The sequence below is a fragment of the Flavobacterium ginsengisoli genome (assembly GCF_029625315.1).
In the GTDB taxonomy this organism is placed as follows: Bacteria; Bacteroidota; Bacteroidia; order Flavobacteriales; family Flavobacteriaceae; genus Flavobacterium; species Flavobacterium ginsengisoli.
In genome coordinates this window covers 3,450,577-3,475,615 of sequence record NZ_CP121110.1, presented here as the reverse complement: position 1 = coordinate 3,475,615, position 25,039 = coordinate 3,450,577, and the positions used below count along the sequence as shown (strand labels likewise).

Annotated in this window: 16 protein-coding genes and 2 pseudogenes; all 18 read left to right on the top strand. The window is 34.7% G+C overall.

Going from position 1 to position 25,039, the window contains the following annotated elements; all coding sequences use genetic code 11:
* The first annotated feature begins 19 nt into the window (after window positions 1-19).
* Window positions 20-379, top strand: coding sequence for a hypothetical protein (locus tag P5P87_RS16155; protein ID WP_278019929.1), 360 nt, complete (start codon window positions 20-22; stop codon window positions 377-379).
* Window positions 321-1,583 (top strand): RagB/SusD family nutrient uptake outer membrane protein, encoded by a 1,263-nt coding sequence (locus tag P5P87_RS16150; RefSeq protein ID WP_278019928.1) that lies wholly within the window; start codon window positions 321-323, stop codon window positions 1,581-1,583. The genes P5P87_RS16155 and P5P87_RS16150 overlap by 59 nt, the downstream gene beginning before the upstream one ends.
* A gap of 168 nt (window positions 1,584-1,751) precedes the next feature.
* Window positions 1,752-2,759 carry an arabinan endo-1,5-alpha-L-arabinosidase gene (locus tag P5P87_RS16145; RefSeq protein ID WP_198854976.1) on the top strand — a complete coding sequence of 336 codons (1,008 nt, stop codon included), beginning with the start codon at window positions 1,752-1,754 and terminating at the stop codon, window positions 2,757-2,759.
* 54 nt (window positions 2,760-2,813) lie between these two features.
* A complete protein-coding gene (locus P5P87_RS16140; protein WP_198854975.1) occupies window positions 2,814-4,352 on the top strand; it encodes an alpha-N-arabinofuranosidase in 1,539 nt (512 codons plus the stop codon).
* Between the two features lie 11 nt (window positions 4,353-4,363).
* Window positions 4,364-5,986, top strand: a complete 1,623-nt coding sequence (locus P5P87_RS16135) for an arabinan endo-1,5-alpha-L-arabinosidase (protein WP_278019927.1) — start codon at window positions 4,364-4,366, stop codon at window positions 5,984-5,986.
* A gap of 180 nt (window positions 5,987-6,166) precedes the next feature.
* Window positions 6,167-7,111 (top strand): glycoside hydrolase family 43 protein, encoded by a 945-nt coding sequence (locus tag P5P87_RS16130; protein WP_278019926.1) that lies wholly within the window; start codon window positions 6,167-6,169, stop codon window positions 7,109-7,111.
* An 80-nt stretch (window positions 7,112-7,191) separates the two neighbouring features.
* On the top strand, window positions 7,192-8,172 hold the full coding sequence (locus P5P87_RS16125; RefSeq protein WP_278019925.1) for an arabinan endo-1,5-alpha-L-arabinosidase: 981 nt from the start codon (window positions 7,192-7,194) through the stop codon (window positions 8,170-8,172).
* 12 nt (window positions 8,173-8,184) lie between these two features.
* Window positions 8,185-9,273: a glycoside hydrolase family 127 protein gene (locus P5P87_RS16120; RefSeq protein WP_278019924.1), complete on the top strand. Its 1,089-nt coding sequence runs from the start codon at window positions 8,185-8,187 to the stop codon at window positions 9,271-9,273.
* Window positions 9,248-10,165 carry a glycoside hydrolase family 127 protein gene (locus tag P5P87_RS16115; RefSeq protein ID WP_278019923.1) on the top strand — a complete coding sequence of 306 codons (918 nt, stop codon included), beginning with the start codon at window positions 9,248-9,250 and terminating at the stop codon, window positions 10,163-10,165. The genes P5P87_RS16120 and P5P87_RS16115 overlap by 26 nt, the downstream gene beginning before the upstream one ends.
* A gap of 45 nt (window positions 10,166-10,210) precedes the next feature.
* Window positions 10,211-11,326: a family 43 glycosylhydrolase gene (locus tag P5P87_RS16110; RefSeq protein ID WP_278019922.1), complete on the top strand. Its 1,116-nt coding sequence runs from the start codon at window positions 10,211-10,213 to the stop codon at window positions 11,324-11,326.
* Between the two features lie 291 nt (window positions 11,327-11,617).
* Window positions 11,618-13,309: a ribulokinase gene (locus tag P5P87_RS16105; protein ID WP_278019921.1), complete on the top strand. Its 1,692-nt coding sequence runs from the start codon at window positions 11,618-11,620 to the stop codon at window positions 13,307-13,309.
* Window positions 13,293-13,994 (top strand): annotated as a pseudogene (locus tag P5P87_RS16100) (L-ribulose-5-phosphate 4-epimerase). The gene P5P87_RS16105 and the pseudogene P5P87_RS16100 overlap by 17 nt, the downstream one beginning before the upstream one ends.
* 131 nt (window positions 13,995-14,125) lie before the next feature.
* Window positions 14,126-15,634 carry an L-arabinose isomerase gene (gene araA / locus P5P87_RS16095; protein ID WP_278019920.1) on the top strand — a complete coding sequence of 503 codons (1,509 nt, stop codon included), beginning with the start codon at window positions 14,126-14,128 and terminating at the stop codon, window positions 15,632-15,634.
* A 139-nt stretch (window positions 15,635-15,773) separates the two neighbouring features.
* Window positions 15,774-16,959 (top strand): annotated as a pseudogene (locus tag P5P87_RS26170) (aldose epimerase family protein).
* A 192-nt stretch (window positions 16,960-17,151) separates the two neighbouring features.
* Window positions 17,152-19,221 carry a PKD domain-containing protein gene (locus P5P87_RS16085; RefSeq protein WP_278019919.1) on the top strand — a complete coding sequence of 690 codons (2,070 nt, stop codon included), beginning with the start codon at window positions 17,152-17,154 and terminating at the stop codon, window positions 19,219-19,221.
* A gap of 76 nt (window positions 19,222-19,297) precedes the next feature.
* On the top strand, window positions 19,298-20,440 hold the full coding sequence (locus P5P87_RS16080; protein WP_278019918.1) for a T9SS type B sorting domain-containing protein: 1,143 nt from the start codon (window positions 19,298-19,300) through the stop codon (window positions 20,438-20,440).
* A 194-nt stretch (window positions 20,441-20,634) separates the two neighbouring features.
* A complete protein-coding gene (locus tag P5P87_RS16075; protein ID WP_278019917.1) occupies window positions 20,635-24,447 on the top strand; it encodes a T9SS type B sorting domain-containing protein in 3,813 nt (1,270 codons plus the stop codon).
* A 42-nt stretch (window positions 24,448-24,489) separates the two neighbouring features.
* Window positions 24,490-24,960: an OsmC family protein gene (locus tag P5P87_RS16070; protein WP_278019916.1), complete on the top strand. Its 471-nt coding sequence runs from the start codon at window positions 24,490-24,492 to the stop codon at window positions 24,958-24,960.
* Window positions 24,961-25,039 lie beyond the last annotated feature (79 nt).

The following is a 25,039-nucleotide window of genomic DNA, read 5'->3' as shown; positions in this document are numbered from 1 at the left end:
ACCATTAAAACGTATTAAAATGAAATCTAAAATTTTTAGCTATATAACCGTTTTTCTTTCACTAGCCTTGGTAACCACAAGCTGTGTTGATAACGAAGACTTGACTCAATTAGACCCAAATAATAATGCAGTCGATAATTTTTGGAAAACAGATGAAGATGCATTGCAAGGTGTAAATGCAGCTTACGGAAGTTTATTAACAGATGGTACTTACATGAGAAGTACACCATTATTATTAGATGTAAAAGCAGATGATTCGCGTACAAATAGCCCTTGGGGTTCTATGTATAATGTTGGACATTTCAATTCTAATGTTGCAGATGCAGACTATTTACGGATGGGCTTACGAAACTTATTACCAAGGTATTTATCGTGCTAATCAAGTTTTAACAAATGTACCAGGAATTGATTTTGAAGACGAAGCTTTAAAAAACAGAATAATAGGACAGGCTTATTTCTTAAGAGGATTGTTCTTTTTCCATGCTGTAAACATGTTTAAAAATGTACCTCTTCCAACAGAATTGGCGGTTTATTATCCTCAAAAAACACAAGAAGAAGGTTGGGCGCAAGTTATCTCAGACTTTAAAGTCGCTGCCGAATTACTTCCAAATTCTTATACTGGAATTTCAGGATTAGATGCAGGACAAAAAGGACGCGCTACAAAAGGTGCTGCTTTAGGATATTTAGGAAAAGCATATTTGTTTACTAAAGATTTTTCTAATGCAAAAACAACTTTTAAACAAGTAATAGATTTGGGAGTTTATTCTCTAGTTGCAAATTATCGTGATAACTTCACAACAGCAAACGAAAATAATTCAGAATCTCTTTTTGAAGTGCAATTCAGCCGTGATGCCGGAGGAGTTGATTTAGGTTGGGGAGGTGCGCCAGCTTCAGGATGGGGAAAAACATCGGCAAGAGCAATTACGTATGCGCCACGTGCTTTTGGATGGACAGACGTACAGCCAACTTGGGCATTATTCAATGAATTTAAAGAAGAAAAAACAAAAACAGGAGCAGATGACCCTCGTTTAGATGCTACTATTTTCTACAACAAACCAGGCGGAATGCAATTGTATGGAAAAGATTTTGCAACATTTTATGCTTCAAGTCCAGCCGATTTAAATGATTTATTCTGTAGAAAATATCAAAACTCTGACGGACAATTTGCAGATGAATACGATTGGCGTTCAGGAATCAATGAGCGTTTATTAAGATACGCTGATGTTCTTTTAATGTATGCAGAATGTTTAAACGAAACAGGAGATACACCAGGAGCATACACTTATATTCAGATGGTAAGAGATAGAGTAAATCTTCCTGATTTGGCAACTACAAAGCCAGGAATGTCTCAAGCGCAAATGAGAGAACAAATTGGCCACGAAAGATTCTTAGAATTCCCTCTTGAAGGACACCGTTTTGATGATATTCGTCGTTGGGGATGGCTTCAGGATCCAACTAAATTAGCTTGGTTAAAATCGAGAGATGCTGAGTTTAATTCGTATACAGCAGGAAGAGAATATTTCCCAATTCCACAATTAGAAATGGATAACAATCCAGGAACAATCCAAAACGACAGTTATTAAGTTTACAGTCTCGGTTCTGTATACTCTAACTGAAAACTGAGACTAAAAATATTTTGAGTTAGTTAAATACCTAATATCATGTGAAGGTGTGGATTCTTCACATGATATTATGCCTTAGAATTTGGAATACAAGAAAATTAATTTTTAACAGTAACTAAAATTAGAACAATGAAAACAATTACAAGTTTGGTTTTATTAGCGATATTATTTGGGAGTTGTCAAAATGAAGAGATTGTCCCAACACAAGAAGGAACAACAGCAGTTGTAAATGCTCAGGATTCACAGGTTACCAATTCAACAGCAAAGACAGTCAGCGGAAATGTGCCATCGCACGATCCAAGTACGATTGTAAAAAGCGGTGTTAATTATTATGTTTTTACTACGGGAGATAATATTCCAATGACTTATTCAACAAATTTAACCAGCTGGACATGGGGAACATCAGTATTCTCATCAACTCCAAGTTGGATTACAGGATATGTTCCAGGATTCGTTAAAACGTTCTGGGCACCAGATGTTGCTTGGTTTAATAACAGATGGAATATGTATTATTCATGCTCAACATTTGGTTCGGCGACATCAGCAATCGGATTGGTTACAACGCCAGCTATTTCGCAGAGCGCAGGAACAACATGGACAGATAGAGGCGTAGTCGTTTCTTCGTCATCAGCATCAGACGTGAATGCAATAGATCCTTCTATTTTGGTTGATGGAAGCAATGTCTATATGGCTTACGGTTCGTGGCATGCAGGCATTGGAGTTATCCAAATTAATCCTTCAACAGGAAAAACAACTGGAAGCAGAACGATTGTCGCTGGAGGAAACAGCGCATCTTGGGAAGCTCCTTGTTTAATTAAAGAAGGAAGCTATTATTATATGTTTGTAAACCGAGGCACTTGCTGTAATGGTGTAAACAGTACTTATTATATTGTAGTAGGACGTTCTACAAGTCCGTTTGGACCTTTCGTTGATAAAAACGGAGTGGCATTAACCAATGGCGGAGGTACAACCGTTTTAGCTACGCAAGGAAATTATATTGGTCCTGGACATTTGTCTAGAATTACAGGAACGCAGAAGGGATCTGTTCATTATTATGACGGAGCTGACAGCGGAAACCCAAAACTCGAAATCGTATATTTTACTTGGTCATCTGGATGGCCAACACTTTCTTATTAAAAAACTAAAATTCAGAGGAAAGTCTTCGGGCTTTCCTCTACAATAAAAACCATTATGAAAAAAGCACTTTTAATCTCATTTCTTATTTCGTTTTGTAGTCAGCTGAATTTCGCGCAGACGACAATTACTATTAAAAATTCTGCTGATGCACCTACAATTGACAAAAATATCTACGGTCATTTTGCAGAACATTTAGGCCGTTGTATTTACGGAGGATTTTTTGTGGGAGACACTTCAAAAATTCCAAATACAAATGGAGTAAGAAATGATATTATTAAGGCTTTAAAAGATTTAAAAATTCCAAACTTAAGATGGCCGGGAGGATGTTTTGCAGATACATACCATTGGAAAGACGGAATTGGACCACAAGAGCAAAGACCAACTATTGTAAACAAATGGTGGGGCGGAGTAACCGAAGATAATAGTTTCGGAACACACGATTTCTTGAATATGTGCGAACTTTTAGGAGCAGAACCGTATTTATCTGGAAACGTAGGAAGCGGAACTGTTCAAGAATTGGCAGATTGGGTTCAGTACACAAACTTCAGCGGTAAAAGTCCAATGAGTGATTTACGTGCTAAAAATGGAAGAAAAGAACCTTGGAAAGTAAAATACTGGGGAATTGGAAATGAAGCTTGGGGATGTGGAGGAAATATGACTGCAGAATACTATGCAGGAGAATACAGAAAATATGCGACTTTCATGTCGGACTGGGAAAATACGGGAGGAATTACAAGAATTGCTTCAGGATCAAACAGTGCAGATTACAATTGGACAGAAGTTTTAATGAAAGGCATTCCGCTAAATATGTTAGGCGGAGTTGGAGTTCACCATTATGCTGTAATTGATTGGGGTAAAAAAGGAGATGACAGAAATTTTACTGAAGAAGGCTATTTCAAAACGATGCAGTCTGCTCTAAAAATGGAAGAATTGGTTACGAAACATTCTGCTATTATGGACAAATACGACCCTGAGAAAAAAGTAGCCATGATTGTTGACGAATGGGGAGGCTGGTATGAAGTTGAAAAAGGAACAAATCCAGGGTTTTTATATCAGCAAAATACAATGCGTGATGCAGTTTTAGCTGGAGCAACTCTTAATATTTTCAACAACCATTCAGACCGTGTTCGTATGGCAAACTTAGCACAATGTGTTAACGTTTTACAAGCCGTAATTCTTACTGATAAAGCTAAAATGATTGTAACGCCAACATACCATGTAATGAAAATGTACAGCGTGCACCAAGATGCAAAATTATTGCCAGTAAGTTTCGAATCGCCATCATACACTTTTAATGGAGAAAAACTTCCAGCAGTTTCAGCATCAGCATCAAAAGATAAAAGCGGAGCGGTTCACATTTCATTAGTTAACGTAGACGCAAAAAACAAAAACAAAATCGAAATTGATGTAAAAGATTTAGGTGTGAAAAACTTCACAGGAACGGTCATAACATCGGCTAAATTACAAGATTACAATTCATTCGAAAATCCAAATAAAATTGTTCCGACAGCTTTTAAAGGTTTCGAAAACAAAAAAGGAAAACTTGAAATCACTATTCCTCCTTTCTCAGTAGTTGTTTTAGAAGGAAAATAAAATAGAGGCAAATGAAAAAAGAAAACTTCATTTTAAAAACCATTTCGTTCGTCGGATTTTTTGTTGCAACGATTTTAATTACAAGTTGTTCCAAAGATGATCCAGCGGTAAAGACACCAGATCCAGATCCAGTGGTGACGCCTCCTGTGGTCACACCAACGTTTAACGGACCAACTTATGCTGACAATTATACTGCATTTGCAAGTTGGGCAAGTAGATCACAATGGAATCTGGCAAATGTACACGATCCATCAGTGGAGAAATCTGGAGAATATTATTATATGTATCAAACAGATGCTTCTTACGGAAATGCGCATGATGGCAAAGGACATTTTTTCTACAGAAGATCCAAAGATTTAATCAGCTGGGAATTTATGGGGCCTTCAATGCTTCAGGCTCCAGCTTGGGTAAAAGATTCTTTAAATAACAAAAGAGCGAGAATGAGTCCGGCACTTCCTCCTATAGAAAATCCAAATTACGGATTTTGGGCGCCTTGTGTTCGAAAAGTCGGGAATGTTTTCAGAATGTATTATAGCATTGTAGTAACAAACCCAATTACGGGAACAGATACCAATACTTCTTGGACAGAACGTGCTTTTATCGGTTTGGCTGAAACAACAGATTTAGCTTCTAATAATTGGGTTGACAAAGGAATGGTAGTCTGCTCAGAACCTGACGGTGTAAAAAGTTATGTTAGAAACGGAGGAAACGATTGGGATGCTTATTTTAAATTCAATGCCATTGATCCGAGTTTTATTGAAACTCCCGAAGGCGAACAATATCTAATTTACGGTTCATGGCATTCTGGAATTGCGACTTTAAAATTAAATCCAACAACAGGGAAACCAGATAAATTAAAAACAATCGACGATTATGGAGTTCGAATTGCAGGTCGCGGAAACGTAAATACAAACCGTTGGCAGGCGCTCGAAGGGCCAGAAATTATCTATAATCCAGAGACTCAGTATTATTACTTGTTCTTAGCTTATGATGAATTATCGGTTGCGTATAATACACGTGTGGCACGTTCCAAAAATATTCTTGGGCCTTATGTCACCAATACAGGAATGAGCATTACAAATGGTGCAGAATGCTATCCATTGGTAACACATCCGTATCAATTTAAAAATCATACGGGCTGGGTTGGATTTTCGCATTGTGCTGTTTTTCAAAACCCAGACACCAAACAATGGTTTTATGCTTCACAAGCGCGTTTGCCAGAAGGAGTTGCCGGAATTGCCGTTTCAAATGCAGTAATGATGGGACACGTGCACGGAATTCAATGGACAGAAGATGGCTGGCCTGTAATAGAGCCAGAACGTTACGCAGGAGTGCCAACAACCACTTTTGCAGAAGGGAATCTAGTTGGAACTTGGGAACAGATTACGCTAAATTACCAATACAAAACCATGCAGAAAGCAGTGACGATTTTTTTAACTGCCGATAAAAAAGTAAGCGGAGATATAACGGGAACTTGGTCTTATGATCCCGCAAAAAAAATAGCAACCATAAACGGAGTGAAATGCAATGTAGTTGACGCTTGGGATTGGGAATCGGCAACTAGAAAAGTGACTTTAACCTATACTGGAATCAATAGTGCAGGAATATCCGTTTGGGGTAAAAAGATTAATTAGAAAATTACAATTCTTAAATTCCAAAAATTAAAGAATAAAAAAATCTGCATAATCTGCGAGAGAAAATAAGCCACAAATTAAAATTCGAGAAAATTGGTGCAATTCGTGGCAAAAAACAGACTTAGATTTTAAAAATAAATCCATTTAATCTGTGAAATCTGTGGCAAAAAAAAGTAACAAATGAAAAAACTATTTATAAATATTTCTGTTTTGTTTTTATCGATTGCAGGAACTGCACAATCGGTAAAATTCAACAATCCTATTATTACAGATAAATATACTGGAGATCCTGCAGCATTGGTTTACAAAGACAAAGTGTATTTGTATGCAGGCCATGATGAAGCACCAAACGATTTTAATTTTTATAAAATGAATGAATGGCTGGTGTATTCTTCTTCTGACATGAAAAAATGGGAATCGCATCCGGTTCCATTGAAAGTAACAGATTTTAAATGGGCAAAAAGCGATGCGTGGGCTTCTCAAGTAATAGAAAGAAACGGAAAATTTTATTGGTATGTAACAGTTGAACATGGTACTGTTCCAGGAAAATCAATTGGAGTTGCTGTGGCAGATAATCCGCTTGGACCTTTTAAAGATGCATTAGGAAAAGCATTAATTACCAACGACATGACCAAATTTAGCGATATAAGCTGGGACGATATCGACCCGACAGTTTTTATCGATACTGACGGACAAGCCTATTTATTTTGGGGAAATACCGCCTGTCATTATGCCAAATTAAAAGAAAACATGACGGAAATAGAAGGCGAAATTCATCACATAAAACTGCCAAATTTTACCGAAGCACCGTGGATTCATAAACACAAAGATTGGTATTACTTGTCATACGCTTATGAGTTTCCAGAGAAAATTGCCTACGCCATGAGCAAATCAATTACAGGGCCTTGGGAATTTAAAGGGATTTTGAATGAATTAGCAGGAAACAGTAATACGAATCATCAATCAATTATTGATTTTAAAGGACAATCGTATTTCATTTATCACAACGGAGCATCAAAACCAAATGGAGGAAGTTTTAGAAGATCGGTCTGTGTAGATAAATTATTTTATAACAAAGACGGAACGATGAAACGTGTTGTAATGACCTCTGAAGGAATTCAATAGATTGTCGGTCTGCGCGAAGTCGAAGACAGTCACGGTCGCAGTTTTCAGCAACCAAACTTAAACTTACTTATATAGCTTATATGGTTTACAAAAATATAAAATATACACTTTCTGGTTTTTTGATGCTGATTGCTTCAGTTTCTTTTGCGCAGGAAATTGTAGTTCACGATCCAGTGGTCTTCAAACAAAAAGACACTTATTATCTATTTTGTACAGGAAACGGAATCAGTGTTTTCAGTTCAAAAGATTTGAAAAAATGGAATAAAGAACCACAGGTTTTTGCCGAAAAACCAATTTGGGCAGATGGCGTTGCGGCTGATTTTAAAAATCATATTTGGGCGCCGGATATTTCATTTCACAACAACACCTATTATTTGTATTATTCTGTTTCTGCTTTTGCTAAAAATACATCGGCAATTGGTGTTGCCACTAATACGACTTTAGATCCAAAAGATAAAAACTACAAATGGGTCGATCAGGGAATTGTAATTCAATCACAGCCAAACAGAGATATGTGGAATGCCATTGATCCCAATTTGGTTTTTGATGAAAACAATACGCCTTGGCTTTCATTTGGTTCTTTTTGGGAAGGATTGAAATTGGTAAAATTAAATCCCGATTTAAAATCAATTGCTCAGCCTCAAGAATGGTATACAATTGCAAAACGCAAAAGAACTTTCGAATTAGCAGATTCAGACCCAGGAGATGGCGCGCTCGAAGCTCCTTTTATCTTCAAGAAAAACGGTTATTATTATCAATTTCTTTCTTGGGATTTATGCTGTCGCGGAGAAAAAAGCACTTATAAAGTCGTTGTTGGAAGATCTAAAAATGTAACGGGACCTTATTTGGATAAAGAAGGAAAACAACTCGATCAAGGCGGAGGAAGTTTAGTAGTTCAAGGCGACGAAAACTATTTTGGAGTAGGACATAACAGCGCTTATACTTTTGATGGAAAAGATTATATGTTTTACCATGCTTATGAAAAGAAAACCAAAGGAACGCCAAGATTAGTAATTCGAGAAATGCAATGGGACGCCGATTTATGGCCTGTTTTAAAATAGAATACAAAAGTAATGATGAAATACAACTTACCAATTTTAACGATTTTCATGTCACTTCTAGTTTTGGTTTCCTGTAAAGAGACCAAAAACAATGTGGTGCAGAATAAAACATCGGCCTTAAAAGCAGGTTACGAAATCGAACCGGTTAACATTCAAAATGTAAAACTAACCGATTCTTTCTGGCTTCCAATTATTAAAAGAGTACAGGAAGTAACGATAGAATACGCCATTAAAAAATGTGACGAAGAGGGGCGTTTTGAAAACTTTTTAATTGCCGGAAAGCAAAAAACAGGAACAACAAGAGGAGATATGCCTTTTGATGATACCGATGTTTACAAAATTATCGAAGGAGCGTCGAATACTTTAATTAGCGCACCAAATCCGAAATTGGAAAGAGTTTTGGATTCTATGATTGCCATTGTAAAAATTGGTCAAGAGCCAGATGGATATATTACAACTTGGAGAACTATAAATCCTGCAAAACCGCCAGCACCTTGGGTTCCTGTAATCGAAGGAAAACGTTGGGAATCTTTACAGATTAGCCACGAATTGTATAATCCGGGACATTTAATTGAAGTCGCTATCGTGCATTACGAAGCAACAGGAAAAACCAATTTCCTAGACATTGCCATAAAAGCTGCCGATATGTTGGTAAGAACTTTTGGCGATAATCCAGGTCAAGTAAAAGGAGTTCCGGGACATCAGATTGTAGAAACTGGGTTATTGAAATTATATCAAATTACAGGAAAAGAAGATTATCTGAAATTGGCAAAATACTATTTGGACAATCGCGGAAATCCAAACAATCATAAATTATACGGAGAATATGCTCAGGATCACATGCCGGTTATAGAACAAAAAGAAGCCGTAGGACATGCCGTTCGCGCCGTTTATATGTATGCAGGAATGACCGATATTGTGGCACTGACTAAGGATAAAGCCTATGAAAATGCTGTAAATACAATATGGAATAATATGGTGAACAAAAAAATGTACATCACAGGCGGAATCGGATCCAGACATGATGGAGAAGCTTTTGGAGCTAATTACGAATTGCCAAATCTAACGGCTTACAATGAAACTTGTGCGAGCAATTGGTGATGTGTATTGGAATCACAGATTACATAATTTATACGGAAAATCAGAGTATTTTGATGTCATCGAAAGAACCATGTACAACGGATTAATTTCGGGTATTTCGCTTGACGGAAAACAATTTTTCTATCCAAATGCCTTAGAAGCAGATGGTGTTTATAAATCAAACAGAGGTTCTTGTACACGTCAAGGTTGGTTTGATTGTTCTTGCTGTCCGACAAATTTAATTCGTTTTATTCCATCAATTCCAGGATTGATTTATTCGAAAACAAAAAACGATTTGTATGTGAATTTATATGCTTCAAACAATGCTTCTTTCACATTAGGAAAAACAGATTTACAGATTTCGCAACAGACTTCTTATCCTTGGAATGGAAAAGTTGGAATCTCAGTTAATCCTAAAAAAGAAAGCAAATTCACGATTAAACTTAGAGTTCCAGGTTGGGCAAGAAATGAAGTTTTACCAGGAGATTTATATACGTATAAAAAAGCTTCTACTCAAAAACCAACTATTACTGTAAATGGAGAAGTATTGGCAATTCAGCCTGAAAATGGCTATTTCAATGTGACCAGAAATTGGAAAAAAGGAGACAAAATCGCTCTTAATTTCCCGATGGAAGTTCAAGAAGTTGAAACGAATTCTAAAGTTGAAACAAACAAAAACAAAGTGTCTTTAGAATATGGTCCGCTAGTTTATGCTGTTGAAGAAATCGACAATAAAAACAACTTTGATAAAATAGATATTTCTTCTTCAGATACTTTTAAAGTGAGAAAAGAAGCGAATTTACTGCAAGGTGTAAATGTGATCGAAAATTCAAAATTCAAAGCCATTCCCTATTATTCTTGGTCAAATCGCGGAGTTGGGAAAATGAAAGTGTGGATTGATTTTAAAGACTGAATTAATTCCTTACCAATAAATTAAATACAAACAAACCAGTATAACATGCAAACAAACATATTAAAAAATTGGGCACTTTCAGCCATTGTTTTTGTAAGTGTTTCTTCCTGTACAGATAAAAAAGCAGAAAAAGAGTTGACTAAAAAAGAAGCGGCTACTACAAAAACAACCTTAACTAATAAACCTATTGTTTTGCAAAGAGCAGATCCTTTTATCTATAAGCATACAGATGGGTATTACTATTTTACAGGATCGATACCAACGTACGATGCTATAGAGTTAAGACGTGCCAAGTCTATTGATGAACTTCAAAATGCTGAAACCTTTAGAGTATGGGAAAAACATAAGAGCGGACCAATGAGCCGTCATGTTTGGGCTCCTGAAATTCATTATTTAGATGGAAAATGGTACGTGTATTTTGCGGCAAGCGAAGAAAATGATATTTGGAAATTAAGACCGTATGTTTTGGAGTGTACAGGTCAGGATCCTTTACATGATAAGTGGATTGAACTTGGACAAATGCAGGCGGCTGACGCAGATCCAAAAAGTTTTACCGATTTTTCTCTAGACGGGACTGTATTTGAGCATAAAAATAAACGCTATTTCTGTTGGGCAGAAAAAACAGGTGGACAGTTCGCCGCTTCTAATTTGTATTTGGCCGAAATGGAATCGCCCGTAAAACTAAAAACTGTTCAATTTATGCTAACGACTCCAGATTATGATTGGGAACGCATAGGTTTTTGGGTAAATGAAGGCCCTGCAGTTCTTAAACACAAAGGGAAAATTTACATTACTTTTTCGGCAAGTGCTACAGGTTCTTGTTATAGTATGGGAATGATGGAAGCAGATGAAAACGCTGATTTACTAGATAGAAATTCTTGGAAAAAATCCAGATATCCAGTATTAAAAACCAACGAAGCAAAGAAAATTTATGGACCAGGACATAACTCGTTTACAGTAGATGAAAACGGAGAACCATTAGTAATTTATCATGCAAGAGATTACGAAAAAGCTGTTGGCGATCCAAAAGTTGTACCTGCGACAGATAAAAGACCGTTGAAAGAAATTATTGCAGATCCGCTGTATGATCCTAATCGTCATGCAAGAATGATGAAATTAAAATTTGATAAAAACGAGACACCAATATTCGAATTTAACTAAAAACGTCAAATAATAATGACGAAAATTAGTCCGAAAGTAAGTCAGTTTAAAGTAAATGGAAGCAAAGTTTAGTACAATTTTCCAGCTTATTCTGTGACCTTCTTGAAGATTAAGATGAAATAATCGCAACATTATAAATGTAACATTGACATTTATTTTCTGTTTTAGGCTTAAATCTTTGTTTTGATGCATTTTTTGTAAAAATTAAGGAGCAGAATTTTATTAAGTGTTTTTTGTACACTTATAAAATTTTAATAATTATATTTGTCAATATTTTAAAATAAAATACGAATGAAAAATTATGTAATAGGATTGGACTACGGAACAGATTCTGTTCGTGCGGTGCTTATTGACACAGAAAATGGGCAGGAGTTGGCATCGAATGTTTCTCATTACAAAAGATGGAAAAACAAGCAATATTGTGACGCTTCTATAAACCAATTTCGTCAGCATCCTTTGGATCATATCGAAGGATTGGAAATTACAATTCAAAATGTTGTAAAAGAAAGTAATGTTAATCCGGCATTGGTTCGCGGAATCTGTATTGATACAACAGGATCTTCTCCAGTTCCAGTTACAAAAGATGGAACGCCATTGGCATTAACAAAAGGTTTTGAAGAAAATCCAAATGCCATGATGGTTTTATGGAAAGACCATACTTCTATAAATGAAGCAAACGAAATTAACGAACTGGCAGTAAGTTGGGGTGGAGAAGACGTAACAAAATACGTTGGAGGAATTTATTCTTCTGAATGGTTTTGGGCAAAAATCCTTCATATCGCAAGACAAGACGAAGCGGTTAGAAATGCAGCACACACTTGGATGGAACACTGCGATTTAATGACGTATTTGTTAATTGAAGATAAAGATTTAAAAACCTTCAAAAGAAGCCGTTGCGCAGCGGGTCATAAAGCAATGTGGCACGCAGACTGGAACGGATTACCGCCAGTTGAATTCTTAGAAAAACTGCATCCATATTTAGCGACTTTACGTGGCAATTTATATGATGAAACTTATACGTCAGACTTAGTTGCTGGAAAATTAAGCCAAGAATGGGCAGATCGTTTAGGACTTTCTACAGAAACAGTTGTGGCTGTTGGAACTTTCGACGCGCATTCTGGAGCAGTTGGAGCTAAAATCGAAGAGAATACTTTGGTTCGTGTTATGGGAACTTCAACTTGTGATATTCTTGTTGGTTCTTATGATGAGGTTGGAACAAAAACAGTTAGAGGAATTTGCGGACAAGTTGATGGATCTGTAATTCCAGGATTTATTGGTTTAGAGGCAGGACAATCTGCTTTTGGTGATTTATTGGCTTGGTACAAAGAACTTTTAATGTGGCCGACAGAACATTTATTAGGAACATCTTCTGTTTTAAATGATGCTCAAAAAGAGCAGTTAAGAGAAGAATTCAGTGATAAATTAATTGTGGAATTAACGAAAGAAGCAGAGAAAATACCAGTTTCAGAAAGTCTTCCAATTGCTTTAGACTGGATTAACGGAAGACGAACTCCAGATGCAAATCAAGAAGTAAAAAGTGCCATTTCAAACCTTTCTTTAGGAACAAAAGCGCCTCATATTTTTAAAGCTTTAGTAAACGCAATCTGTTTTGGAGCGAAGAAAATTGTAGATCGTTTCGAAGAAGAAGGAGTGAAAATTGACAGCGTTATCGGAATTGGCGGTGTTGCTCGTAAATCTCCTTTTATTATGCAGACTTTGGCTAACGTTTTAAACAAGCCAATTAAAGTGGCGACTTCAGACCAAACTCCTGCTTTAGGAGCGGCAATTTATGCAGCGGTTGCAGCTGGAATTTATCCAAACGTAATAGAAGCGAGCCAGAAAATCGGAAGTGATTTTGACGGAGAATATTTCCCTCAAACAGATAAAGTTGAAGCGTATCATAAACTGCTTTTAGGATACGAAAAATTAAGTGCTTTTGCAGATCCAACTATTAAAATTTCTCAAAATGAGTTCTCTTTATAAAGATTTAAAACAAGAATGTTATGAAGCCAATATGCAGTTAAATGCATTGAATTTGGTGGTTTATACTTTCGGAAATGTAAGCGCTGTAGACAGAAAAAATGGTGTTTTTGCCATTAAACCAAGCGGTGTTCCTTACGAAGATTTAAAACCTGAAGATATCGTAATTGTCGATTTTGATAATAATGTTATCGAAGGCACAATGCGTCCGTCATCTGACACAAAAACACACGCTTATTTATACAAAAATTGGCCAAATATTGGTGGCGTTGCACATACTCACGCAACATATTCTGTGGCTTGGGCACAATCTCAGCAAGATATTCCGATTTTCGGAACAACGCATGCCGATCACTTAACGGCTGATATTCCGTGTGCGCCCCCGATGGCAGATCATTTAATTGAAGGAAACTACGAGCACAATACCGAATTCAGATTTTGGATTGTTTCAAAGAAAAAAATCTTTCTTATGAAGAAGTAGAAATGATTTTAATTGGAAATCACGGCCCGTTTGCATGGGGAAAAAATGCTTGCAAAAGCGGTTTACAACAGTAAAGTCTTAGAAGTTGTCGCAGAAATGGCGTACCTGACTTTACAAATCAACCCAAATGCACCAAGATTAAAAGATTCATTAATTAAGAAACATTACAACCGTAAACACGGAAAAGATTCGTACTACGGACAGTAAATGATTTTAGAGTGCAGATTTTAGATTAAAGAAAATAGAATAAAGAACATAGAGAAAAGACTTTCGTTAATCGTGAACTTTTAGACAAAGAAAAACGATTTGACGGTTAAACAAATAAACGATTAAACAACATGATAGATATATCTCAAAAAGAAGTATGGTTTGTAGTAGGAAGCCAAGAATTATACGGTGAAGAAACACTTAGAAAAGTAGCAGAACATTCTCAAATAATGGCAAAAGGATTAGATGCTTCATCTTCAATTCCAGTAAAAGTAGTTTACAAAGATGTGGTAAAATCTCCTTCGCAGATTTTAGACGTTTGTTTGGCCGCGAATTCTGAGAAAAATTGTATCGGAATTATTGCTTGGATGCATACTTTCTCTCCAGCAAAAATGTGGATTGGCGGATTAAATATTCTTAAAAAACCATTATGCCATTTGCATACACAATACAATGCTGAAATTCCGTGGGGAAGCATCGATATGGATTTCATGAACTTGAACCAATCGGCTCACGGAGATCGTGAATTTGGTTTCATGATGTCTAGATTACGTAAAAAACGTAAAGTTGTAGTTGGACATTGGGAAGATCAAAGAGTTCAAAAACAACTAGGAATCTGGTCTAGAGTGGTTTTGGGTTGGGATGAACTTCAAAACCTAAAAGTAGCTCGTATTGGAGATAATATGCGTGAAGTTGCCGTTACAGAAGGTGATAAAGTTGAGGCGCAAATTCGTTTCGGAATGTCTGTAAACGGATACGATTCTTCAGACGTTACAAAACATATTGAGAAAGTAACAGACAAACAATTAGCTGATTTATTGGCAGTTTATGAGTCTTCTTATAACTTAACAGATTCTTTAAAAGAAGGCGGAGCACAAAGAAGTTCATTAGTAGAAGCGACAAAAATCGAATTAGGATTAAGAGCTTTTCTTGAAGAAGGAGGATTTGGAGCTTTCACAGATACATTTGAAAACCTTGGAGTTTGGAAACAATTGCCAGGAATTGCAACACAAAGATTAATGGCCGATGGTTATGGTTTTGGTGGAGAAGGAGACTGGAAAACTGCTGCAATGGTTAGAGCTTTAAAAGTAATGTGTATTGGTTTAGAAGGCGGAACTTCTTTCATGGAAGATTACACGTACCATTTTACACCACAAAAATCATACGTTTTGGGTTCTCACATGTTGGAAATCTGTCCATCAATCGCTGACGGAAAACCTTCTTGCGAAGTGCATCCATTAGGAATTGGCGGGAAAGAAGATCCAGCTCGTTTGGTGTTTAATTCTCCTGCAGGAGACGCCATCAATGTTTCTTTGGTTGATATGGGAACTCGTTTCCGTTTAATTGTAAACGAAGTTGAAGCTGTTAAACCAATGGCAGAATTACCAAAACTTCCTGTTGCTAGAGTTTTATGGGATTGTAAGCCAAATTTAGAAGTTGCGGCAACAGCTTGGATTTTAGCTGGAGGAGCTCACCACACGGTTTACAGCCAATCGATTACAACAGAATATATGGAAGATTTTGCAGATATTGCTGGAATCGAATTATTGGTAATTGATGAAAAAACAACTGTAAGAGAATTCAAAGATAAAATCAATGCTAACGAAGCATATTTCCATTTATTCCAACACGGCCTATAAGGCGGTAAAATGTAATTTGTTAGATGTTAAATGTGAAAAAAAAGAAAAAGGTGATTTTTACATTTATAAAATGATTAAATTTCACATCTGACATTTTATATCTAACATCTAACTTTTACAAACCAAAAAACTACAATTTATGAATGTATTAAAACGCTCTCTTTTCATATTAAGCATGCTTGGTATTGCTATAGTTTCAGTTCAGTGTAAAGGCGATAAAAAAGCTGATACAGAAAAAGCTGAAACCGATGCAAAAGCTTTAGTTACAATTGACAAATCGGAATACGGAACTACTGCTAAAGGCGAAAAAGTAGAAAGCTATAAACTGAAAAATCAAAACGGGATGGAAGTAGACATCATCACTTTTGGCGGAAGAATTACAGATTTGAAAGTGCCTAATAAAGCAGGTGTTTCTGAAAATGTAGTAATCGGATTCAGTTCTCTAGCGCAATACGAAAAAGAAAATCCATTTTTTGGAGCTTTAATTGGAAGATACGGAAACCGAATTGCAAAAGGTAAATTTTCATTAGACGGAAAAGATTATCAATTGGCAATTAACAATGCGCCAAATGCTTTACACGGTGGTCCGCAAGGATTTTTTAATGTGGTTTGGAAAGCTGATGAGGTTAAATCTGGTGAAACAGCATCTTTAAAATTGTCTTACTTAAGTAAAGATATGGAAGAAGGTTATCCTGGAAACTTAAAGGTTTTTGTGACTTATACATTGACAAATGACAATCAGTTAGAAGTTTTATACGAAGCAACAACAGACAAAAAAACGGTTGTTAACTTAACGCAAGCATTCATATTTCAATTTATCTGGAGATTTCACCAAGACAATCTTAGATCACGAATTGACATTAAATGCAGATAAATTAGTTCCAGTTGATGCAGATTTGATTCCGACAGGAAAATTAGAAGATGTTGCTGGTACGCCTTTCGATTTCAGAACGCCAAAATTAATTGGAAAAGACATTAATGCTAAAAATGATCAATTACAAAAAGGAAAAGGTTATGATCACTGCTGGGTGTTGAATAACCCTGAAAAAGGAAAAACAATAATTGCAAAAGTATATCACGCAGCAAGCGGAAGAGTTATGGAAATGACAACAGACGAGCCTGGAATTCAGTTCTATTCTGGAAATTTCCTTGACGGAACGTTGCCAATGCCAAACGGAGGAACTTTTGCACATAGAACAGGATTATGTTTAGAAACAGAACATTATCCAGATTCTCCAAACCAGAAAAATTTTCCAACAACGGTTCTAAACCCTGGAGAAAATTATAAAACTAAAACTACTTTTAAATTCTCGGTAAAAAAATAGTTTTAGAATCTGTTAATTAGTTTAGTAATTCTCTAAAAACCTCGAAAGTGTCTGACTTTCGGGGTTTTTTGTTTTGAAGATTATTTAGTTTCAAAGAAATATTTTTTCAACCCTATTTCTGTCATTTGATTCTTATATTTGGAGTTAATAATCAAACCTAAAAAATTAAAAGAGAGGCCAAAAATTACTTAAATGAGAATAACTATAAATCAAAAAAACAAATTTAATACAGCAATTTCGTTTTTATTTTTTCTGTTTTTCCAATGCATAAATGCGCAGATAACATTGACTCATAATGTTGGAACAACACTTGTTAAGACTAGTATGTATACTTGCGATAGAGATGAAGCCTGGTCGAAGTTATTTACATTATCAGATTTTGGTATAAAACCAAACGAACAATTTGTTATTAGATCGGGACAAATTGGAATTAGTAAATCTGATGAAGGTTCAAATTTATATTTTACTGTCTATAGTATCGACGACAATTTTCCTGTTTTCTTTTATTCTTCATTTCCAAGAACGGTGCTTGGAAGCCGTAGTTTTAATCCAACGAGAGTTATTAATGGTGCTCCAGAAATTTTCCAGTTTGATTTTGATGAACCAATAGTTGTTCCAGCTGGAACTAAAAGAATAATGGTCACAGTGCATAAGATAAAAGATATTTATAATCCAAAGTCGGGAGAAGTCTTTATTGCGGGTACTGCACAAGACAATGGAGAATCGTGGTATTTAGGCTGTGACTTAAATCATGGACTATCGCGTACTACAGATTTGACTATTCCTGTTCCAGATGCAAATTTTTATATTAATGTGACGGGCGAAGTATTTGATACAAAAAGTTTAGGACCAATCACTAGAATCTCACATAACCTCAATGACGAATTAATAGATACTGGTATACATTCATGTACATCGGCATATATTTATTGGGCAAGAACTTTTAACTTAAAAGATTTTGGTATATCAAATAATGAGGAATTTATAATTAATTCAGGGCAAGTTGGAATTAACAAAACAGGTTGGCTAGCTGAAATTAGTTTTAATATCTATGAAATTGATGATAATTTCCCATGTTCTTTCTCTGAAAAAAAATTAATAGGAAGCAGTCAATATGAAGAGCTGCGGCCGAGTATTGATGAGAACTCTCAGATTATACAAGTAGATTTTGATAAACCAATCAAAATTCCAGCTGGTGTAAAAAAAATTCTGGTAGAAGTTCATAAAGGAATTGTTTATGGAGATGGAGTTGCCTTTATAGCGGGTACAACACAAAGTGAGGGCGTGTCATGGCAACGAGGTTGTACAACACTAGTAGGATATCCTGATCTTGGAAATGGCTATGTTTCGACTGCTGATTTTGGAAAACCGCAAGCCAATTTTTATATCAACGTGACAGGAAATGTAAATAAGGTTAAAAATAATGTTTTTGAAATGAACATTTCGAATATATGTTCTGAATTCTTAAAAGAATTTAGTGTTAGTGATCAGTCAAAAATTGCTTCAATTATATGGGATTTCGGAGATCCAGATTCAGGAGCAAATAATGTTTCTACGGATTTATCTCCCTTTCATGATTTTTCGGCCGATGGAAAATATACTATTACCGCCAAGGTTACTGGCAAAGATGGAACTGTTGAAAATTTATCGGAAACAATTGATGTGAAAGAACCGCCTAAAGCATATGGAATCAATAATATTTACGCTTGTGAAAATAGTTTAAACACAGGATTTTCTACCTCTTTTGATACTTCAACAGTTACGCAGCAGGTTTTGGGAACTCAAACTGAAAAAATAGTTACTTTCATAGACAGCAAAGGCAATAAGTATGAAACATTGCCAAACCCATTCGCAAATACAGTTAAAGATAGAGAAACGATTACTGTTAGGGTAAGTCACGATGACAATCCTTGTTGCTATTCTGAAACTACATTTGATTTAATTGTAAATCAATTGCCAAATTTATCTCCAATTTCAGATTTGGTTGTTTGTGATAATGGAAATGGTTTTGCTCAATTTGATTTAAAACCAATAGAGACAATTTTAGAAACTTCTGCTGACTTAAAAGCTGAATTTTATCATCAAAACGGGCAGAAGATACAAGGGTCATTAAATGCAGTTGCGAATCTAATAGCCAAAGAAGAAAAAATTACTGTCAAGGTTGTCAATACGAATACGAATTGTTATAATGAATCGACATTTAAATTAATAGTAAGTCCGGTTCCTGCTTGCAAATTCTTTACAAGAATTAATAGGCTGTGATGATAACAATGATGGAATTTCGGAATATTTTGACACTTCAAATGTTGAATTAACCGTTTTAGGAAATCAACAAGGAATGAAAGTTTCTTATTTTGATAATAATGGAAATCCATTAGCAAGTCCGTTGCCAAATCCTTATACAAATGCAACTAAAAATCAAGAAATAATAACTGTTAGAGTAACTAATATTTTAACCAATTGTTATAAGGAAACAACATTAGTTTTAAAAACAACTTCGCAACCTCAAATTAATAAACCATCCAATAAATATGCCTGCGATGAAGGAAATGGTTTTGCCACTTTTGATATGTCCGGCATAGAAAAAGAAATTATAGGAAATCAATCAGGGCTTAAAGTAATGTATTTTGATAATAACGGAAACCAATTGGCAAGCCCATTTCCAGCCTTATTTCGAAATACACAGTCAAAATCCCAAACAATAAAAGTAAAAGTAGAAAACCAAACCAATAGCCTTTGCAATTCTGAAACAAATTTTGATTTATTGGTGAACGAATTGCCTACTGTAAAGGTCGAAAAAACATATTTTCTATGTAATCTAGAGACTTCTTTACATGTAAATGTTGAGAATAATTTAGATAGTTACAGCTGGAAATTTGGCGAGGATAATGTTATTTCAAATACTAACGAAGCAGATTTGGTAAATGCAGGAAAGTATACTCTTGTGGTTGGAAAAATTCAAAACGATATTTATTGTGAAAACAAATTTGAGTTTGAATTGATACGATCGACTCTTCCAACTATTAAAGAAGTAAGATACAAGGAATTGTCAGATAACAATTTTATTGAAATTATCCCAACATTCGAAGGGAATCTAGAATATTCTATAGATGGTATAAATTATCAGGATAGTAATTATTTTTCTAATGTTCAGGGCGGAACTTATATTTCTTATCTGAGAGATAAAGAGGGTTGCGGTGAAGACACTAAAGAAGTTACAGTAATTGATTATCCTAAATTTTTCACACCAAATAGCGATGGTCATAATGATCTTTGGCAGATAGCAAGTAGTAAAAAATACCCAAATTCAAAAATATCCATATTTGACAGATATGGCAGATTATTGAAAGAACTTTTTGCAAATGATCTAGGTTGGGACGGATTCTACAATGGAGCAGAAATGCCGACAGATGATTATTGGTTTAGAGCTAATTTTGATAATAAGACTATTTTTTCAGGACATTTTTCATTAAAAAGATAATTTGCTGGAATAAATTTTACAGCAACGGTTTTTAAATCTATCAGAAAATTATAAAACAAAAACTATTTTTAAGGTTTCTGTTCAAAAGAATTGTTTAGTTCTAATTTTAAGAAAAAATGAAGATCTTAATAGGAATTATTATTTGATATTCTTTAGTGTAAATGTTTATTTTTACGCGAATTATTATATCATTTATGCTAAAAATATTATCCGTAATTTTCTTTTTATCGTTAGGTTGTTATGCACAAGGTGAGGCAAACATTTGGTATTTTGGAGATTTGTCAGGGGTTGATTTTAATGGTGTATTACCAGTTTCTTTAAAAGACAGCCAAATGTATGCAGATGGCGGATGTTCGAGTATTTCTAATGCAAACGGAGAATTGTTATTTTATACTAACGGAGTGGTTGTTTGGGACAAGCTTCATAATAAAATGTCAAACGGAAGCAATTTAGGAGGCAGTTATGTAATAGGCCAATCAACAATTATAATTCCCAAACCAGGATCAAATAATATTTATTATATAATAACAAGTCCAGGATTAGATATAAACATGAATTCGTCTACAAAATATACAGAAGTAGATATGAATTTAAATGGCGGATTAGGAGATGTGACTGTCAATAAAAATGTACCAATTGCAACTGGTACTTGCAGAAATATAGCGGCTATAAAAAAACCAAATGATATCGATTACTGGTTTATTCTCCATAATGAAATTGATGACAAATTTTATGTTTACAGTATTACTTCTGCGGGAATTATCACTAATCCAATAGTAAGTAGCTCTAAATCTGCAAATGATGGAGGTTTGTTTTTTTCAGGATATTTAAAGTTTTCACCAGATGGATCAAAAATTGCAATGGCAGCCTATGGTGCAGGAACAACTTTATTTGACTTTGATGTCAATAACGGACTAATATCTAATCCACAGATTATAAATAATCATTATGACTGTTATGGAGTTGAATTTTCTCCTTCAGGAGATGTTTTATATACAACCAGATCTGATATATATAAAAATCAATTAATTCAATACGATTTAACGGCTTCAAATATTCAGTCTACTGAAAAAATTATAGGTAGCGGTCACAATATGGGATTTTACGGTTCTATGTCGTCCTTGCAATATGCTCCTGATGGCAAAATATATCTTTCATTTACCAATTCTTATGCCTTAGGTGTTATTAATGATCCTGATAACCTGGGGCCTAGTTGCAATTATAATCCTGCAGCTCTTAATATCTTTGGAGAAACCAATGCAGATCTCCCACAGTTTGTAAGGTCAGTACTTGATTTTTCAATAAAAACAAAGAATAATTGTTTGGGAGAAAACACCTCGTTTTCATTAACAGGCAGTCAAAACCTTGTGTCTATAGTTTGGGATTTTGGTGATGGGACTACAAGCACAGATAAAAATCCTTCTCATACATATACTTCAGCAGGAAAATATATTGTCTCTGTATCTGCTACAAGTGCACTTGGAAAAAATCTCAAAAGGAAAAAAGAGGTGCATATTTCACAAATACCTATAGCAACCCAACCTCAAAACGTATTAGTTTGCGACAACGATAATGATGGATTGTATTCTTTTGACTTAACTGCGCAGAACAAAGCTATATTAAATGGACAAGATCCTGATTTGTTTATAGTAAATTATTTTTCTAATAATAAAATAATTGATTCACCTGAAAATTACATTAATTCGGTTTCTTATCAGGAGGAAACTATAACTGCCGAAGTTTCAAATAAAAACAATACAGAATGTAAAAGCATCACAACTTTTAAAATTGATGTATTTGACACGCCATTTCCTAATTTATCCACAGCAATTCAGGATTTAGTTTCATGCGATAATTCAAGTTTTGGAAGTGACAATGATGGTAAAGTTATTTTTGATTTGACTCAAAGAGCTACGGCTATTTTAAACGGGCAGTCAGCGATGCAATTTCTCTTATCCTATTATAAAGATGAAACCTTAACACAGCCTATTCTTACTCCAGAAAATTATCAAAACACAAACTTAAAAGAAACTATTTTTGTCAAATTGGTTAATAAAGATAATCCCAATTGTGTAGCGGTTACTTCATTCAAAATTGAAGTTTTGGTTTTGCCAGATATCAATAATGCAATTGATTTAAAGCAATGTGATGATAATATTGATGGTTTTAGTGCTTTTAATTTAGAAGAATCCATCAGTAAAATAACTTCCAATGTAAACAATGAAGATATTTCTTTTTTTAAAACTGCCCAAGATGCACAAAATAGTACTAATCCTATTTTGAATACAACAAATTATATTAATCAGGTTGCTAGTGTCGACAGAGTATTTGTTCGTGTAACCAATAAAAATGGATGTTACAGAACCGCACAATTAAATCTTATCGTATCTACAACTCAAATACCGAAATCTTTTAGAAAAAGCTTTGTGCAATGTGATGATGCAATTTTAGGCACAAATACAGACGGAATTGCATCTTTTGATTTTAGTGACGTAACCAATCAAATTCAAAATATATTTCCAGCAGGACAGCAGTTAGATATTACGTTTTATACAAATTTATCGGATGCACTTGCAGAGAAAAATAATATTTTAGACATCTCAAATTATAGAAATACAGGATCTCCAAATACTCAAGATATTTATGTACGTGTAGATAATAAATTAAGTAATGACTGTTTAGGGTTAGAAAATTGCATTACCCTTACGGTTGAACCAATTCCATTAATACAACCAATGGAGCAAATTCATTGTGACGATGATCATGACGGATTATATGCCTTTGATACATCAGCAATTGAAAACAATTTATTGAATGGTTTAAACAATGTTACGGTTTCGTATTTTGATCAAAATAATAATGAGTTATCAAGTCCGTTGCCAAATCCTTTTATAACATCGACACAAACAATAAGTGTTGTTGTTAGCAATAATAATTTACCATCTTGTTCTTTTGCAAGTACCTTGAAGTTTATCGTTGATGACTTGCCTCAAGCTTTTCCTATTGACGCATCCTTAACTACTGTTTGTGATGATGAAGTAGATCCAGCTCTGCAAGACGGAAAATACGCGTTTGACACTTCTGATTTTCAAAATACAATTCTTGGAGGACAAACCGGAATGATTGTAAAATATTCAGATGGTAATAATATTGAATTGCCGAGTCCGTTGCCCAACCCTTTTATTACTTCTTCTCAAAATATAAAGGTTGAAGTTAGCAATCCTTTAAATTCTTCTTGTATTGCCAGTACAATTATTCCGTTTATTGTACGACCAAAACCGGTTATTAAATTAGAAGGAGAGGAGCTGGTGTGCAGTGATCTGCCAACTTTTACAAAAATTATCAATGCAGGTTTATTAGATGAAACTCAAAAAGGAAATTATAGCTATAGCTGGACATTTAATGGTAATTTAATTGAAAGAGAAAACAATTATGATTTGACTGTAAATAAAAAAGGAATTTATAAAGTAGAAGTGCTTGATAACGAAGGGTGTTCTGCAACAAGAACCATTACAGTAAATGCATCTGATAAAGCAACATTAGAAATAGAAGTTGTCGATATGTCTTCAGATAATGCGATAACAGTTTTGGCTACTGGTGCTGGCGATTATGTTTTTTCTTTGGATGATAAAAATGGTGATTATCAAACAAGCAATATATTTACAAATGTGCCTGCAGGAATACACAATGTTTTTGTTAAAGACTTAAATGGTTGCGGTGTTGTTGCACAAGAAGTTGCAATTTTAGGAATTCCTAATTATTTTACTCCCAATCAAGACGGGTATAATGATACATGGAATTTAAAAGGAATAAATCCTATATTCACCTCAAAGACTAGTGTACAAATTTTTGATCGCTATGGTAAATTTATAAAACAAATTAATCCAATAGGAGAAGGTTGGGACGGAACATATTTAGGACAGCAAATGCCTTCGGCAGATTATTGGTATTCAATTCAACTAGAAGACGGAAGAATCTTTAAGGGGCATTTTAGTTTAAAGAGGTAAAACATACTAAGGCATATTCTGCAATGGTAAAAAAGTAAAAAAATGGCATATAAACATCTATTTAAAGCATCATTAAATTGGATTTCAAACAAAAGTTCAGAAAATACAACTTCAAAAATTTACACCAAAAACCATCAAATTCAAATTGAAGGAAAACCCGTTTTAGATATTTCAGTCGCAAAAGCCTTCAAAGGCGATCCAGTATTATATAATCCAGAAGATTTATTATTGAGCAGTTTAGTTTCTTGTCACATGATGTCATACTTATATGTCTGCTCCCAAAACGGAATAGAAGTTTTAGAATATTCAGATAATGCTGAAGCAACTTTAGAAGTAAATCAAGATGGAAGCGGGAGTTTTACAGAAGTTAGATTGAATCCAAATGTTACGATTGGAAACTCATATAAAATAGAATTGGCTTTAGAACTTCATAAAAAAGCAAACCAACTATGTTTTATTGCTAATTCATGCAATTTTCCTGTTTTGCATGAGGCGAGTTGTAAAGCAATTTAAAAAATAAAAATCAATATGGTTTTCCGTAATATTCTAAAGGGACTATTCGGGTTATTTGCTTTAGAGATTTATTAAATCT

Coding starts and splice junctions, on each gene's coding strand:
- P5P87_RS16155 (WP_278019929.1), top strand. CDS start 20: ATGAAATCTAAAATTTTTAGCTATATAACCGTTTTTCTTTCACTAGCC.
- P5P87_RS16150 (WP_278019928.1), top strand. CDS start 321: ATGCAGACTATTTACGGATGGGCTTACGAAACTTATTACCAAGGTATT.
- P5P87_RS16145 (WP_198854976.1), top strand. CDS start 1,752: ATGAAAACAATTACAAGTTTGGTTTTATTAGCGATATTATTTGGGAGT.
- P5P87_RS16140 (WP_198854975.1), top strand. CDS start 2,814: ATGAAAAAAGCACTTTTAATCTCATTTCTTATTTCGTTTTGTAGTCAG.
- P5P87_RS16135 (WP_278019927.1), top strand. CDS start 4,364: ATGAAAAAAGAAAACTTCATTTTAAAAACCATTTCGTTCGTCGGATTT.
- P5P87_RS16130 (WP_278019926.1), top strand. CDS start 6,167: ATGAAAAAACTATTTATAAATATTTCTGTTTTGTTTTTATCGATTGCA.
- P5P87_RS16125 (WP_278019925.1), top strand. CDS start 7,192: ATGGTTTACAAAAATATAAAATATACACTTTCTGGTTTTTTGATGCTG.
- P5P87_RS16120 (WP_278019924.1), top strand. CDS start 8,185: ATGATGAAATACAACTTACCAATTTTAACGATTTTCATGTCACTTCTA.
- P5P87_RS16115 (WP_278019923.1), top strand. CDS start 9,248: ATGAAACTTGTGCGAGCAATTGGTGATGTGTATTGGAATCACAGATTA.
- P5P87_RS16110 (WP_278019922.1), top strand. CDS start 10,211: ATGCAAACAAACATATTAAAAAATTGGGCACTTTCAGCCATTGTTTTT.
- P5P87_RS16105 (WP_278019921.1), top strand. CDS start 11,618: ATGAAAAATTATGTAATAGGATTGGACTACGGAACAGATTCTGTTCGT.
- araA (WP_278019920.1), top strand. CDS start 14,126: ATGATAGATATATCTCAAAAAGAAGTATGGTTTGTAGTAGGAAGCCAA.
- P5P87_RS16085 (WP_278019919.1), top strand. CDS start 17,152: ATGAGAATAACTATAAATCAAAAAAACAAATTTAATACAGCAATTTCG.
- P5P87_RS16080 (WP_278019918.1), top strand. CDS start 19,298: ATGAAAGTTTCTTATTTTGATAATAATGGAAATCCATTAGCAAGTCCG.
- P5P87_RS16075 (WP_278019917.1), top strand. CDS start 20,635: ATGCTAAAAATATTATCCGTAATTTTCTTTTTATCGTTAGGTTGTTAT.
- P5P87_RS16070 (WP_278019916.1), top strand. CDS start 24,490: ATGGCATATAAACATCTATTTAAAGCATCATTAAATTGGATTTCAAAC.